The following is a 14,665-nucleotide window of genomic DNA, read 5'->3' as shown; positions in this document are numbered from 1 at the left end:
TGCCGCTGGATTCCCGTGATCGGGGAGGCGTAGGCTGGCGCCATTCTTTCGCAGTGCGGCAGGACCGGAAAACGTTCCAGTTGAAGTCCCGCCCCCGGCGGGCGGCGGATGGCGACGGAGGGTCGGAGCGATGAGCGGTGACAAGCGCGGCGCCAACCTCGGCGAGCTGGAGGAGCTGTCCCGGATCTTCAGCAAGCACTCCAAGAACCTGGACGCCCTGATCAGGGACCTCAACGGCCGCACGGTCAGCAGCAGCGCCGCCTGGTGGGGGCCCGGCGCCGACCGGTTCCGCAGCGCCTGGGCCGAGGCCAAGACCGCGTTCGACAAGATGGCCCTCGCGCTGGAGCAGGGCAGCCAGGACATCCGCAAGTCCCAGCAGAACATCGAGGCCGCCACGCGCTGACGCCTCGTCACGGACCGCGGGTCCCGGCCCATCCCCCCGAGGCCGGGACCCGCATCATTTTCTCCGCACGCCCCGCAGATCCCGGCCTCCCGGCGGCGACCGCCGCCTCCGGGGAAGGGACCGCTACTCGGCGCTGACCGGAGGCGGAAGGGCCACCTGGATCTGGGTGGTGGCGCCCGCGGCGACGAACAGGCCCCGGCCGGTCGGCCCCGCCAACGGGGCGTTGCGCGGAAGGCGCAGCCCGAACAGGTCGCCGTCGTCCGGCGACTCGACGGACAGCAGGACGCCGGAGCGCGACCGGCGGGCGTCGGCGAGGAAGCCGCGGTAGCCGCGGCCGATGTCGGCGGTCGTGCCGCCGACGACGACGGCGTGCTCGCCGTCGCGGGCGGTGCGCAGCACGTCGCACAGGGCGTCGTCCATGTCGGTCTCGTCGAGGAGCTCGGCGTCGTCGACGACGACGGCGTAGCGGTGCTCGTCGCCGATCGCGCGCTCCAGGTCGTCGGGGTCGGAGTCGGACGTGAGCACCCCGAGGACGCCGGGCCGCCCGGACAGCAGCCGCAGCGGGGAGCGGCGCGGGGTGACCAGGACCACCGGGACGAGCCCGCCCCCGACGGCCGGGTCCAGCAGCGAGTGCACGATGGTGCGCAGCGTGGTGGAGCGCCCCGACCGGGGCGGGCCCGCGACGGTGAAGCCGGGGCCCTCGTTCAGCAGGTCGGCGCCGACCGGGGCGAGGGTGTCGCCGCCGACGCCGACGAGGGCCCAGAGCGCGGACGGCGCGAGGAACGCCTCGTCCAATGCCATCGCCTCGCGGTAGGTGACGCGGACGGGCAGCTCGTCGACGTGCAGGGGGCGCTGGCGGCGCGGAAGGCGGCCGTAGCGGGCGACGGAGGCGCGGGCGATCTCCTGGAGGGCCGCGACCTGCGCGGTGCCGGACGGGTCGTCGCCGAGCAGCCCGATCTGGGACTCGCGCGGCGCGGCGCCGGGCGCGGCGGGTTCGAGGGCGCGGCCCGGCGGCATCGCGGCGGGGACGTGCCGGTCCTGCAGCCCGGCGTAGCCGTAGTCGTTGGGGTCGGCCATCCGCAGGACGAGGCGGCGGTCGAAGACCGTGGAGATCTGCCCGCCGAGGCCCGTGCGGTCGCCGGTGAAGACGGCGCGCAGGCCGACCGCGGCGCCCTCGCGCAGCAGCCGGAGGGTCTGGTCGACGAGGCGGCCGTAGTCGTAGTGCTCGAACGCGCCGAGGAACCCCTCCCACCGGTCGAGGAGCAGGACCATCCAGGGCAGCCGGTCGGTGGCGGCGACGGCGGCGCGCTGCTCGGCGAGGGACGCGAACCCGGCCTCGGCGAGGAGCTGCTGGCGGCGGGCGACCTCGGCGGCGAGGGCGGTGAGGAGGCGCTCGCAGCGGTCGAGCTGGTCGCGGGTCACGACGGCGCCGCAGTGCGGCAGCGAGATCAGCGGCAGGAGCGCGTTCGCGCCGCAGTCGATGGCGTACAGGTGCGCGTCGTAGGGGGAGCAGGCGCCCGCGAGGGACCCGGCGATGGTGCGCAGCGCCGTGGACCGCCCCGACTGCGGCGATCCGGCGATGTAGAGGTGGCCGCCCGCGGCGAGGTCGAGGACGAGCGGCTCGCGCGACTGGACGGCGGGCAGGTCGGTGATCCCGAACGGGACGGCGGGGACGTCCACCACCGAGCCCCCGGCGGCGGTGCGCGGGGTGAGCCGGACCAGCTCGGGCAGGGGGGTGAGCCACGGTGACGGCTGCCGGGCGATCCCGGCGCGGCGGGCGGCCTCGTCGACGGCCTGGACGAGGACGGCGAGGTCGGTGGCGGGCGCGTCGCCGGAGGGCTCGTCCGGCGCGGGCAGCGGATGCCCGAGGCCCTGCCAGGGCAGCGGCCGGACGCTGGTCCGCTGGCCCGCGGGCCCGGCGCGGCGCCCGCCGATCCGGGCGGACTGGACGGCGTGCGGCGCCGCCGCGCCGGACCGGACGTAGCAGCGGCCCGGCGTGGACTTGGCGATGCGGGCGGCCTCGGGGCCGTCGATGACGTCCGTGGACTCGTCGGGGTCGGTGACGCGCAGCGCGATCCGCAGGTTGGTGTTGGCGCGGATGTCGGCGGTGACGACGCCCGCGGGCCGCTGCGTGGCGAGGATCAGGTGGACGCCGAGGGAGCGGCCGCGGCGCCCGATGTCGACGAGGCCGGCGACGAAGTCGGGCAGCTCGGCGACCATCGCGGCGAACTCGTCGATGACGAGGACGAGCCGCGGCAGCGAGCCCGCCGCGTCGTTGTGGTCGTCGATGTCCTTGGCGCCGGCCCGCAGCAGGATCTCCTCGCGGCGGCGGAGCTCGGCGGCGAGGGACTCCAGGGCGCGTTCGGTGGCGTGCCCGTCGAGGTCGGTGACCATGCCGACGGTGTGCGGGAGGCGCGCGCAGTCCTTGAACGCGGCGCCGCCCTTGTAGTCGATGAGGACGAACGTCATCTCGTCGGGGCGGTTCGCCACGGCGAGGGACGCGATGAGGGTCTGCAGCAGCTCGGACTTGCCGGCGCCGGTGGTGCCGGCGATGAGGCCGTGCGGGCCGTCGGTGCGCAGGTCGATCTCGTAGGGGCGGCCGGGACGTCCGGGGCGGTCGCCGGTGCCGAGGCCGATGGGGACGCGGGTACGGCGTCCGCCGGTGCGGGACCAGGACTGGAGGATGTGCTCGGCGGTGGGTTCGGCCATGTCGAGCAGGTCCAGGAGGCGGACGTCCGACGGGATGGCCTCCTGGGCGTCCTCGCGGGACACGTCCCGTACGGGCGCCAGCGCGCGCGCCACGCGTTCGGTCCAGGCGGGTGACACCTGGTCGGCGAGCACGGGGCCGAGGTCGTCGAGGCCCTGCCCACGGAGGTGGACGAAGGACGGGTACTGCGAGTCCCACTCGGCGACGGCGTTGCACTCTTCGGGGAGGAGACGCTCCTCGTCGTCCACGCAGATGGCGTGGATGCCGTACTCGGCGCCGCGCGACAGCAGCATCGGCATGCCGGGTATGCGGCGCAGTGCGCGCGCGCCGTCCAGCACGAGCAGGATGTTGTAGGGGACGGCGTCGGCGGGCTTGCCCTGCCCGAAGAACGCGGACTCGGCCTGCGCGGCGCGGCGCCGTTCCGTGACGCGGATCGCGAGTTCGGTGACGCGGTGCGCGGCGGACTCGGGATCGGTGCCGACGAGCGCCACGCACTCCTCGCCCTCGCGCGGCGCGCAGTGCGGCAGCCACCGCACCCAGTTCCACGCGTCCCCCGCGTGCTGGTCGGCGGACAGCACGATGATCGACAGGTCGCGGGGGCTGTGCAGGACGGCGGCCTGCGCGACGAGCCAGCGGGCGAGGGCCCGGGACGCGGCGCGCGGCCCGGTCAGCCCGAGCACGCCGATCTCGCCGAGCGGCAGCGCGACCGGCACCAGGCGGGCGGCCGGGACCGGCAGCGCGCCGGCGTCCCCGCCCGTCGGTTCGGTCAGCTCGATGCGGGCGGGCAGGTCGGCGACGCCGAGCCGCAGGTGCAGCGTGTCGGGGTCCTCGCGGCGGCGCTCCCACAGGCGGCGGCGCGGGCCCGTCGCGGTCAGCAGCACCTCGGCGGGGTCGGGGTACAGGGCGCGGCGCTCGGCCTCGTCCTCGCGGCGCAGCCCGTCCAGCTCGCCGCCGAACGCGTCGGCCCTGCGCTGGTACTCCTTCAGCGCCTTCTTGTACGACTTGCGGCCGTGCATCCGGTCGCCGACCCATTCGCCGACCGTCATCACCGGCCAGGCCAGCGCGAACAGCGCCCACCACCACTGGTGCAGCCCGAACGCCATTGCGAGGCCGAACACCGCGAACAGGATCGCGCCGAACAGCCGGAGGCGCTCGCGCGGGTTCCGCTCGGGCCGCTTCGGGATCTCCAGCGTGCGGACGCGGTGCGCGGGCGCGAGCCGGGGCGGCCGGTTGAACGCCAGGCCGCCCTCGGGCAGCGGCTCCAGGTGCGTGTCGGGCGCGGCGCTCGGCGCGAGGGTCAGCACGCTCGCCCCGACGGTCAGCATCCCGCCGACCGGCCAGGGGGTCTTGGCGGTGAGCGGTTCGCCGTCGAGCCGGGCGGCGCCCTGCATCGTCATCGCGGACGCCTCGACCTGCACCTCGTCGCGGCCGACCGTCAGCCGCAGCGACCGGGCCGGGACGGACGGGTCGCCGAGCACCACGTCGACGTCGTCGCCGGACCCGATCGTGCTGACGCCGAGCCCGAGCCGGTGCACCGGCCCCGCCGCGGGCCCGCCGACGACCCGGACCTCGACCAGCCCGGTCGGCTCGGCGAGGACGGTCGCGGCGGCGGCGCCCCGCTCGACCGCGACGACCGCGCCGTCCCGCAGCTCCTTGGCGGCGAGCGCCTGCGGGTCGAGCATCCGCCCGTCCATCCACAGCGCCCCGCGCTCGGCGGTCGGGCCCGCGGGCGGGACGCGCGGCGCCTGCGGCGCCCCGGTGAGCAGCGCCTCCTTGGAGAAGCGGGGGGCGGGGACCCCGCCGGCCGCCGCCGGGGCGTCGAGCGCGGCGGTCAGCGACCGGGCGACCCCGCCGACGGTGATCTCCGAGTCCATGTCGATCACGACGTCGCGTGGTCCGCCGCCGGTCAGCGCCGTGAACGAGATCCGCATCCGAGCCCTCCATCGCGCGCCGCCCCGCGCCGCCGGCGCTGCCGTCCGGGCCAGCTTAATTACCGGCGCCCGCACTTTCCGGCGAAGCCGGTTCGGGCGGTGCGGGGGCGTCCTGGCGTCATTCTGCGCGGGGCGCCGACTCGCGGGCCGCGGCGATGATGGTCCTGAGCGCGTCGTCCAGCGGTGTCGGCGCCATGCCGAAAGCGGACTGGAAGGCCAAGGAGTCCAGGATGTACGGCCGGTCGAACTGGTAGCGGGTCTCCCGCATCTCCTTGAAAAGCGGGCTGGCGAGCCCCGCCGCCGTGAAGACCGGCCGCGGCACCTCGTGGATGCGCGGGGCGGGCGCGCCGGCGATCCGGCACAGCCGCTCGGCGAGCTCCCGCGTCGACAGGGCGGGCCCGGTCGGGATGTGCCAGGCCCGGCCGTAGGCGCGCTCGTCCGTGCCGGCGATGGCGAGCGCCTCGGCGACGTCGGGCAGGTACGTCCAGGCGTGCGGGATCGAGGGGTCGCTGAAGTAGAGGACGCGCCTGCCCGCCAGCAGCGGCTTCACGAACCGCGTCTCGCCGACGTACGCCTGGTCGGTGCTGCCGGGGCCGTAGTAGTCGGACCCGCGCAGCTCGGTGGCGCGGACGCGGCCCGCCCGGTGCGCGGCGAGCATGTCGTGCCACATCGCCGCGCGGACGCGCCCCTTGGTGCCGGTCGCCGCCAGCGGCAGGTCCTCGGTCATCGGGCCGTCGACCGGCCCGTACCCGTAGAGGCAGCCGAGGGTGACGAGGGCGGCGCCGGTGTCCTCGGCGGCGCCCAGGAACGACGCGGCCATCGGCGGCCAGTCCTGCGCCCAGCGGTGGTAGCGGGGGTTGACGCAGTTGTAGATGGTGTCGGCGCCCTTGGCGACGGCGGCCAGCCGGGCCCGGTCGGCGACGTCGGCGGCGACCCGCTCGACGCCCTCCGGTCCGGAGCCGGAGCGCGTCACGACGGTGACGTCGTGCCCCATGCCGGTGAGCCGCTCGACGAGGTGCGAGCCGACCTGCCCGGCGCCGACGATCACGTGCTTGCCCATGGTCCTTCTCCTTCGGTGTTCTTCGGTCCGGCCGCCGTCCGGTGCGGCCGGGGTTCCGGTGCCGGTCGCGGTTTCAGGCCGCGCTCTCGATGTGGTTCTTGAGGGCGGCCAGACGGGCCTCGTGGCCGGCGCGGAGCTTGTCCTCGCCGTAGACGAGGCGGACGAGCGGGCCGGCGAGGGACTCCTGCAGCGTCACGCGGGTCCGGCCGTCCTCCTTGGTCAGGACCATGCGGTCGACGGCCCGGTAGAGGCCGAGCATGCTGCCCGTCCAGCTCAGTTCGCGGCCGGGGGCGACGACCGCGAAGCGCGAGCGCAGCGGCACGCCCTTCTGCGCCCAGCGGAACTCGCGGCCCGGCTCGACGGCGTCCAGGGCGCGCAGCCGGAAGTCGGTGGCCCAGCCCTCCCAGCCGCGCAGGTCGGCGAGCACGTCCCAGGTCCGGTCCGGTGACGCGTCGATCAGGACGCTGGACGCGCTGACGACGGGGGCGTCCTCGTCGATCCGGCCGCGCAGCGCGTACTCGTCGTGCAGGGTCGCCAGGTTCGGCATGGCCGCCTCCGTCCGGTCCGGAGCCCGTGGGTTCGGTGCTCTCCGATGCGAGCAATGCTCTCTCTTTGGAGCGCCGCTCGTCAAGAGCAGTGCTCTCGTTTTGTTCCGGCGCTCTGCTAACCTCGCCGCATGAGCGGGCGGACGGTACGGGAACGGGTGCGCGCGGAGCTGATCAGGGAGATCACCGGCATCGCGCGGGAGCAGCTGGCGACGGAGGGCGCGGCGGGGCTGTCGCTGCGGGCGGTGGCCCGCGAGATGGGCATGGCCTCCTCGGCGATCTACCGCTACTTCCCGAGCCGCGACGACCTGCTGACCGCGCTGATCATCGACGGCTACAACGCCGTCGGCGAGGCCGTGGAGCAGGCCGACGCGACCGCGCGCGAGGCCGGGACGTCCTTCTCCGGGCGGTGGCTCGCCGTGTGCCGGAGCGTCCGCACGTGGGCGCTGGCGCACCCGCACGAGTACGCGCTGCTGTACGGCTCGCCGGTGCCCGGCTATGAGGCGCCAGAGGACACCGTCCCCGCGGCCATGCGGGACACGGTCGTCTTCGCGCGGCTCGTCTCGGAGGCGCACGCGGCGGGGGCCCTGGAGCCCGCCGGGCCGTGCCCTCCGGCGCCGCCCGTGCTGGGCGAGGACCTGGCGCGCGGCCGGGCCGCGCTCCTCATCGACGCGCCCGACGACGTGGCGGCCCGGGCGTTCACCGCGTGGGCCGGTCTGTACGGGACGGTCAGTTTCGAATTGTTCGGGCAATTCAACAATGTGATCGAGGAACGGGCCGCCTACTTCGACCACGCGATGACCCTGCTGGGGCGGCTCGTCGGCTTCCACGACGTCCCGTAACGGCGCCGCCGCCGGGGCGGGCAGGTCGCCGCGAATGTCCCGCCAGAGGCGGTCAGTGACGGATGTGACTGGTGGTAAGTAGCGAAGTGACCGATGAATTCGCAGGTCATCGCCATGGTCGGGGAGAACGGCGCGCTTACCCTCACCGAATCCATTGACGCGGCCTTGCCCGCACCGCAAGCATGGATCGCCCGATGATGCGGAGACCTCCTGAGGCGAGGTCCGCGGGAGGGCGGGAAGGGGCACGTGCGCAGCGCGATGAAGGCCAACCAGTCGGCCCTCGCCGGCGGCTCGTCCGGCGGCTCCTCCGGGGCGAACGCCGGCGGCGGGCTCGGCCGCACCGGCCTCGGGACCTCCGGCGGGCAGCGGCTGCCCGTCTCGCCGCGCGAGCGCAAGCCGGCGCTGGCCGCGCTCGCGGTGCTGCTCATCCTCGGCGGCGCGCTGGCCAGCGCCTACCTGGTGATGGCGAGCGGCCAGCGGGTGTCGGCGATCCGGATCGCGCAGCCCGTCGCGGCGGGGCAGCAGATCCCGCAGAGCGCGCTGGAGGAGGTGCAGATCGGCGACACCGGCGTCCAGTACATCACCTGGTCGGAACGGCTGAACGTGTCCCGGTACTACGCCTCGGTCCCGCTGGTCAAGGGCGCGCTGCTGACCAACGGCATGATCAGCCGGACCGACGAGGCGGCCAAGGGCCGGCTGGTCGTGGGCCTCGCGCTCAAGCCGGGGCAGCTGCCGTCCGACGGCGTCGAGAGCGGCAAGAAGGTGACCCTGTACGCGGTCGGCAACGGCAGCGGCAACGGCGGCGGCCCGCGCGCCGGCACGGTGCTCGCCGCCGAGGCCATCGTGATCAACGTCGGGAGCGGCGGCGGCGACCGGCTGCGCTCCGACCAGACGACCGTGGACGTCGCCGTCGCGCCCGGCGACGCCCCGCAGGTCACGGAGGCCGCGTCCGCCGGGACGGTCGCGATCGCGCTGATCCCCGACGGGACGAAGGCGCCCGGCCAGCCGGCCGGCGGGACGCCGGGCAGGCAGACCCCGGCGACCGGCGGCGCCCAGCCTCCGGCCGGGACGGGCGGCAGCGGCAACGGCAACGGCAACGGTGCCGGTACCGGCACCCCCGGTGCGGGGAACGGCACTCCGGGCACAGGCGGGAACTGACAGTGGCACTGATCGCGCTCGCGGCCGACAAGGGGGCGCCGGGCGTCACGACCGCGGCGGTGGCCCTCGGCGCGGTGTGGCCGCGCCCCGTGCTGGTCGCCGAGTGCGACCAGGCGGGCGGCGACCTGGTGTACCGGCTGCCCGCCGCCGCGCCGGACGGCGCGGGCGACGGCGGCATGCTGAACCCGGCGCGCGGGCTGCTCAGCCTCGCCGCGACGGCCCGCCGCGGGCTGCGCCCCGACCAGATCGGCGAGCACTGCCAGCGCCTCGTCGGCGGCCTCGACGTGCTCGTCGGGATCACCAACGCCGAGCAGGCGCAGGGGATGACGTGGCTGTGGGGGCCGCTCGGCCGCGCGTTCGCCGGGCTCGCCCCGGTGGACGTGATCGCCGACTGCGGACGGCTCGGCGCCGGCACCCCCCTCAACGACCTGCTGCGCGAGGCGGACCTCGTCGTCCTGCTCACCCGGGCGACCCTGGAGCAGGTCGCGCACCTGCGCGAGCGCGTCGCCGCGCTGACGGCGGAGCTGCGCGGCGGGCCGCCGGTCGGGGTGCTGGTCCTCGCCGACCCGCGCGACTTCCGCGGCTCGATCGCCGAGGTCGACCGGATCATCGTCGGCGCGCGCGGCCGGCAGGCCCCGGACCCGGCCGCGCAGGCCGGGCCGCCGCCGCCGGAGGTGCGCGTGCTGGGCGGGCTGGCGCTCGACCCGAAGGGCGCCGACCTGCTGTCGGGCCGCTGGGGCGGCCGCCTCGACCGGTCGCTGCTGATCCGCTCGGCCCGCGAGGTCGCCGGCGACCTGGTCGCGCGCCTCGGCGCCGCGCCCGCCGCCCCGCCCGCGTCCGCGCCGCCCGCCGCACCGCCTATGCCCTCGATGCCGGACGCGGCCGGCGAGCCGGCGCCGCACGCGCGGCACGCCGCCGGGAACGGGCGTCCCGTCCCGCCCGCGGACGCGCGGTCCGAGCAGGTCCCGGCGGGCGGACGGCACGAGGAGCGGGGGCGCTAGGTGGACCACGTCCTCGTCAAACGGCTCCGCCAGGAGGTCGGCGACCGGCTCGCCCAGCAGCGCCGGATGGACGCCGCGCACGGGCTGCCGCCGATGTCCGGGGAGGACGAGCGGCAGTTCGCCCGCGCGCTGATCGGCCAGGTGCTGGAGGAGTTCGCGCGCGGCGAGATCACCGCCGGGCGGCGCCCGCCGAACGCCGAAGAGGAGGAGGCGCTCGCCGCCGGCGTGCACGCCGCGCTGTTCGGGGTCGGCCGGCTCCAGCCGCTGCTGGAGGACCCGGAGATCGAGAACATCGACATCAACGGCTGCGACCGGGTGTTCATCGGCTACGCCGACGGCCGCGAGGTGATGGGCGAGCCGGTCGCCGAGACCGACGAGGAGCTGGTCGAGCTGATCCAGATCCTCGCCGCCTACAGCGGGCTGTCGTCGCGGCCGTTCGACACCGCGAACCCGCAGCTGGACCTGCGGCTCCCCGACGGCTCGCGGCTCTCCGCGGTGATGGACGTGACGCTGCGCCCCGCGCTGTCGATCCGCCGCGCCCGGCTCGGCAAGGTGTTCCTGTCCGACCTGGTCGGCAACGGCACGTTCACCGAGGAGCTGGGCCGGTTCTTCCGCGCCGCGGTCCTCGCCCGCAAGAACGTGATGATCGCCGGCGCGACGAACGCGGGGAAGACGACGCTGCTGCGCGCCGTCGCCAACGAGATCCCGGCGAACGAGCGGCTCATCACCGTCGAGCGGGCGCTGGAGCTCGGCCTGGACGCCTTCCCCGAGCTGCACCCGAACTGCGTGGCGTTCGAGCAGCGGCTCCCGAACTCCGAGGGGCAGGGCGCGATCTCGATGGCGGAGCTGGTCCGCCGGTCGCTGCGGATGAACCCGTCCCGCGTCATCGTCGGCGAGGTGCTCGGCGACGAGATCGTCACGATGCTGAACGCGATGACGCAGGGCAACGACGGCTCGCTGTCGACGATCCACGCGAACTCGTCGGCGGAGGTGTTCAACCGCATCTCCACCTACGCGATCCAGTCGGAGGAGCGGCTGCCCGTCGAGGCGACGCACATGCTGATCGCGGGCGCGATCGACTTCGTGGTGTTCATCGAGAAGCGCAACGACTACGCCTCCGGCGGGCGGCTGCGCCGCTACGTCGCGAGCGTCCGCGAGGTCACCGGCGTGGACGGGCGGGTGCTGTCGTCGGAGGTGTTCGCGCTCGGGCCCGGCGGGTTCGCGGTGGCGTCCGCGCCGATCGCCTGCGTCGACGAGCTCGCCGAGTACGGCTACGACCCGTCCCACGGGGGTGCCTGGTGATCACTGCGAGCGGGGCGCGGCGGGCGCGGCGCGCGCGGAGCGGGGGCCGGTGATGTACTCCGCCGACGTGCTGCTCGCCGTCGTCGCCGGCGCCGTCGCCGGCGGCGGGCTCCTGCTGCTCGCCGTCGCGATCCGCGGCCTGCCGCCGCGGACCCGTCCGGTGCGCGGCCGCAGCCGCGAGGACCTCGTCCGGACCCTCACCACCCGCACCGCCGTCGCGGTCATCGTCGGCGTGCTCGTGCTCGCGGTGACCCGCTGGCCTATCGCCGCCGCCGGGACGGGCGCGCTCGTGCTCGCCTGGGACGGCCTCGCCGGCGGCGCCGCCGAGGAGCGCAAGGGCATGGCGCGGCTGGAGGGCCTCGCCGCGTGGACGGAGTCGCTGCGCGACACCATCGCGGGCGCGGTCGGCCTCGAACAGGCCATCCCGGCGTCGCAGCGCGCCGCCGCCCCGGCGCTCCAGCAGCCGCTGCGCACCCTCGTCGACCGGCTGCACACCCGCGTCCCGATGCCGGAGGCGCTGCGCCGGTTCGCCGACGACATCGACGACCCGTCCGCCGACCTCGTGATCGCCGCGCTGATCCTGAACGCCCGGCTGCGCGGCCCCGGCCTGCGCGACATGCTCAGCGCGCTCGCGACGTCCGCGCGCGCGGAGCTCGACATGCGGCGCCGCGTCGAGGCCGACCGCCGCTCCACCCGCCGCAGCGTCCGGATCGTCGTCGGCGTCTCGGTCGGGACGGCCCTCGCGCTCGCCGTGTTCAACCACTCCTACGTGCAGCCCTACGACGACTTCCTCGGGCAGCTCGTGCTGTGCATCGTCGTCGCCCTGTACGGCGCGGCGTTCCTGTGGCTGCGCCGCCTCGCCAAGTACGACCTGCCCGGACGGTTCCTCGGCGAGCCGCGGCAGGCCCGTCCCGGCGTGCCGGGCGAGGTGCCGAGCACGGTCGCGGGCTGGCAGGCCGGGCGCGCCGCCACCGGCGCCCAGGACCTCCCGCTGCGCGGCCGGCACACCATGGACGCGGGCGGCGGTGGTGCGGCATGACCGGGGGTGATGCCGCGTGACCGGCGCGATCCTCGCGGGCGCCGTCGTCGGCCTCGGCCTGTACGCGCTCGTCCGGGCGCTGTTCCCGGCGCGTCCCGGCCTCGCCGCGCGGATGGCCGCGCTCGACGCCGCCCGCCGCCGCGACCTGGAGGACGCGCGGGCCGGGACGGTCCGGCCCGCCGGCCGGTTCGGCGGGATGCGGGCGCGGCTCGGGCGGGAGCTGGTGGCGTTCTGCGAGTCGCGCGGCTGGAAGCTGCGCTCGGTCCGCGCGGACCTCGCCATCACCGAGCGGTCGCTGGAGGCGTTCCTCGCGACCAAGTTCCTGCTGCCCGCCGCCGCGCTGCTGTTCATCCCGCTGGTCGTCGGGTACTTCGCGCTGCTCGGCTTCGGCTCGTCCGTGCAGGTCCCGGTGTGGATCTGCGTGCTGTTCGCCGCGCTGTTCTTCTTCTTCCCGGACATGCAGCTGCGGCAGGAGGCGCAGGCCCGCCGGCAGGACTTCCGGCACGTCGTCGGCGCGTTCCTCGACCTGGTCTCGATGAACCTCGCGGGCGGGCGCGGCGTCCCGGAGGCGCTGATGACCGCGTCGAACGTCGGGGACGGCCCGGCGATGCGCCGCATCCGCGACGCGCTCGGCAACGCCCGCCTCACCGGGCAGACGCCCTGGCAGGCGCTCGGCGGCCTCGGCGACGACCTCGACATCGCCGAGCTGCGCGACCTCGCCGGCGCGCTCGCGCTGGTGTCCGATGACGGCGCGCAGATCCGCCGGTCGCTGTCCGCCCGCGCCGCGTCGATGCGCAGCCGCGAGCTGTCGGAGCTGGAGGGCAAGGCGGGCGAGCGGTCCCAGTCCATGCTCGTCGCGCAGCTGTTCCTGTGCGCCGGCTTCCTGGTCTTCCTGGCCTATCCGGCCCTGATGCGGGTGCTCGCCTCGTGACCCCGCATCGCCTCCGGGCCCGTCCCCTTGAAGGAGTCTCGATGAACCCGCTGAACGATCCGGCCCTCGTCTACCTGCGGGCCCTGCTCGGCACGCGGCTCGCGCGGCTGCGCGACGAGGAGGAGCGGAGCAAGGGCGCCTCGGCGATCGAATGGGCGATCATCACCGCGATCCTCGCGCTGATCGCGATCACCATCGGCGCGATCATCCAGAAAAAGATCCAGGACAAGGCCAACAGCATCAACACGGGCTGACCGCGATGCGGTGCCGTGGACGCGCGCGGGCGGCCGCCGCCCTCGCCGCCGCCCGCCGCCGGCTCGGGTCGGACGCGGGCGTGTCGTCGATGGAGTGGGCGCTGCTCACGCCGGTGCTCATCCTCGTGCTGCTCGCCGTCGTCCAGTTCACGATGGTGTTCCACGCGCGGCAGGTCGCGCTGGCCGCCGCGCAGTCCGGCGCCCGTGTCGCGCGGACCCAGCCGGTCGGCGGCGGCTGGCAGGACGCGGCCGTCACGAAGGCGACCGGCGACATCGACCACATCGGGCCGCACCTGATCAGCGGCCTGCACGTCGACACCGGCGAGGTGAACGACGAGCGGTGGGTGCAGGTCAGCGGCGAGGCCGTGCAGGTCATCCCGTTCCTGACCTTCCACGTGTCGCAGCGGTCGCAGGGGCCGATCGAGTGCTTCCGGCCGGACGTCGGGACGGGCCTCGCCTGCCAGCGGGGAGCGGGCCCGTGACCGGGCGGATCGGGCGGATCGGGAGCGGGCGGCGGAGCGCGGCCGGCGGCGACCGGGGCTCCATGTCGCTGGAGCTGGTGCTCGTCACGCCGCTGTTCGTCGCGTTCCTGCTGTTCCTCGCCGGCGCGGGGCGGATGGTGGACGCGCAGAGCCAGGTGGACGGCGCCGCCCGCGACGCGGTCCGCGCCGCGTCCATCGCCCGCGACTCCGGATCCGCGCAGGAGCTCGCGCAGGAGACCGCCACCGCCGGGCTGCGCGACTCGCGCTGGTGCTCCGGCGGCCCGTCCGTCCAGACGGACGTGTCGGACTTCGCGCCCGGCGGGCACGTCGAGGTGACGATCGTGTGCGACGTGAACCTGTCCGACCTGGCGTTCATCGGGCTGCCCGGCACCAAGCGGCTGCAGGGCCGGTCGGTCGCCCCGATCGACACCTTCACCTTCCGGGGCGGCGACGGACCGGCGGAACCGGGGGACGGCCGATGAGACGCGCCCTCCGCGTGCTCCGCGCCCGGACCCGGACCCGGCTCTCGGGCCAGGGCGGCGGCGACCGGGGCACGATCGCGATGTACACCGTCCTGTTCACCCCGATCGTGCTGATGCTGGCGGGCCTGCTGGTGGACGGCGGCCTCGCCATCCACGCGCGGCAGCGCGCCGCCGACATGGCCGAGCAGGCGGCGCGCGCCGGGGCGAACCAGATCGACACCGAGGCGCTCCGCGCGACCGGCGAGCCCGTCCTCGACCCGGGACGGGCCCGCGCCGCGGCCTGCGAGCTGCTCGGCGACTTCGGCACCCAGGTCGCCGCGTCGCGCTGCGACGCCGACCAGCAGCAGGTGACGGTCAGCGTCGAGATCACGGTGAAGCCGCAGATCCTCGGGATCGTCCCGGGGTTCGGCTCGTTCACCCTGACCTCCACCGAGACCGCCCGCCCCGTCACCGGTGGGAACGGCCCATGAGGCCGGCGGGGAAGGGCCTTACGATCGAGGCGACGTCCGAGACCCGGCGAACCGTGGG

At 75.5% G+C, this 14,665-nt stretch carries 14 protein-coding genes; 11 read left to right on the top strand and 3 right to left on the bottom strand.

Annotation, left to right across the window (positions count from 1 at the left end; genetic code table 11):
• The first annotated feature begins 130 nt into the window (after window positions 1-130).
• On the top strand, window positions 131-403 hold the full coding sequence (locus tag ABT299_RS36120; protein WP_151543653.1) for a WXG100 family type VII secretion target: 273 nt from the start codon (window positions 131-133) through the stop codon (window positions 401-403).
• A 123-nt stretch (window positions 404-526) separates the two neighbouring features.
• Here the strand turns inward: ABT299_RS36120 and ABT299_RS36115 are convergent, their stop codons facing one another.
• From ABT299_RS36115 to ABT299_RS36105, 3 genes are all read right to left on the bottom strand, one after another.
• On the bottom strand, window positions 527-5,041 hold the full coding sequence (locus ABT299_RS36115) for an FtsK/SpoIIIE domain-containing protein (protein ID WP_500253469.1): 4,515 nt from the start codon (window positions 5,039-5,041) through the stop codon (window positions 527-529).
• 118 nt (window positions 5,042-5,159) lie between these two features.
• Window positions 5,160-6,101 carry an NAD-dependent epimerase/dehydratase family protein gene (locus ABT299_RS36110; protein ID WP_500253468.1) on the bottom strand — a complete coding sequence of 314 codons (942 nt, stop codon included), beginning with the start codon at window positions 6,099-6,101 and terminating at the stop codon, window positions 5,160-5,162.
• 73 nt (window positions 6,102-6,174) lie between these two features.
• Window positions 6,175-6,648 carry an SRPBCC family protein gene (locus tag ABT299_RS36105; RefSeq protein WP_500253467.1) on the bottom strand — a complete coding sequence of 158 codons (474 nt, stop codon included), beginning with the start codon at window positions 6,646-6,648 and terminating at the stop codon, window positions 6,175-6,177.
• Between the two features lie 129 nt (window positions 6,649-6,777).
• Here ABT299_RS36105 and ABT299_RS36100 point away from each other — a divergent pair, with 129 nt between their 5' ends.
• From ABT299_RS36100 to ABT299_RS36055, 10 genes are all read left to right on the top strand, one after another.
• Window positions 6,778-7,488, top strand: a complete 711-nt coding sequence (locus ABT299_RS36100) for a TetR/AcrR family transcriptional regulator (protein ID WP_190867443.1) — start codon at window positions 6,778-6,780, stop codon at window positions 7,486-7,488.
• 246 nt (window positions 7,489-7,734) lie between these two features.
• Entirely contained in the window at window positions 7,735-8,646 is a 912-nt protein-coding gene (locus ABT299_RS36095) for a hypothetical protein (protein ID WP_500253466.1), read from the top strand.
• 2 nt (window positions 8,647-8,648) lie between these two features.
• Window positions 8,649-9,647: a hypothetical protein gene (locus ABT299_RS36090; RefSeq protein WP_500253465.1), complete on the top strand. Its 999-nt coding sequence runs from the start codon at window positions 8,649-8,651 to the stop codon at window positions 9,645-9,647.
• Window positions 9,648-10,949 carry a TadA family conjugal transfer-associated ATPase gene (locus ABT299_RS36085; protein ID WP_500253464.1) on the top strand — a complete coding sequence of 434 codons (1,302 nt, stop codon included), beginning with the start codon at window positions 9,648-9,650 and terminating at the stop codon, window positions 10,947-10,949. It abuts the gene before it with no gap.
• Window positions 10,939-11,988 (top strand): type II secretion system F family protein, encoded by a 1,050-nt coding sequence (locus ABT299_RS36080; protein WP_387021555.1) that lies wholly within the window; start codon window positions 10,939-10,941, stop codon window positions 11,986-11,988. Before ABT299_RS36085 ends, ABT299_RS36080 begins: the two co-directional genes overlap by 11 nt.
• A gap of 16 nt (window positions 11,989-12,004) precedes the next feature.
• Window positions 12,005-12,919 carry a type II secretion system F family protein gene (locus ABT299_RS36075; protein WP_190867080.1) on the top strand — a complete coding sequence of 305 codons (915 nt, stop codon included), beginning with the start codon at window positions 12,005-12,007 and terminating at the stop codon, window positions 12,917-12,919.
• 41 nt (window positions 12,920-12,960) lie between these two features.
• Window positions 12,961-13,173: a Flp family type IVb pilin gene (locus ABT299_RS36070; RefSeq protein WP_190867078.1), complete on the top strand. Its 213-nt coding sequence runs from the start codon at window positions 12,961-12,963 to the stop codon at window positions 13,171-13,173.
• A gap of 5 nt (window positions 13,174-13,178) precedes the next feature.
• Entirely contained in the window at window positions 13,179-13,655 is a 477-nt protein-coding gene (locus ABT299_RS36065; RefSeq protein ID WP_500253463.1) for a TadE family protein, read from the top strand.
• Entirely contained in the window at window positions 13,652-14,137 is a 486-nt protein-coding gene (locus ABT299_RS36060; RefSeq protein ID WP_500253462.1) for a TadE family protein, read from the top strand. The genes ABT299_RS36065 and ABT299_RS36060 overlap by 4 nt, the downstream gene beginning before the upstream one ends.
• Entirely contained in the window at window positions 14,134-14,607 is a 474-nt protein-coding gene (locus ABT299_RS36055; protein ID WP_500253461.1) for a TadE/TadG family type IV pilus assembly protein, read from the top strand. Before ABT299_RS36060 ends, ABT299_RS36055 begins: the two co-directional genes overlap by 4 nt.
• Window positions 14,608-14,665 lie beyond the last annotated feature (58 nt).

This window comes from Spirillospora sp. NPDC000708 (genome assembly GCF_040299565.1).
Taxonomy (GTDB): Bacteria; Actinomycetota; Actinomycetes; order Streptosporangiales; family Streptosporangiaceae; genus Spirillospora.
The sequence above is the reverse complement of the archived record's forward strand: the minus strand, read 5'-3'. Positions and strand labels throughout refer to the sequence as shown.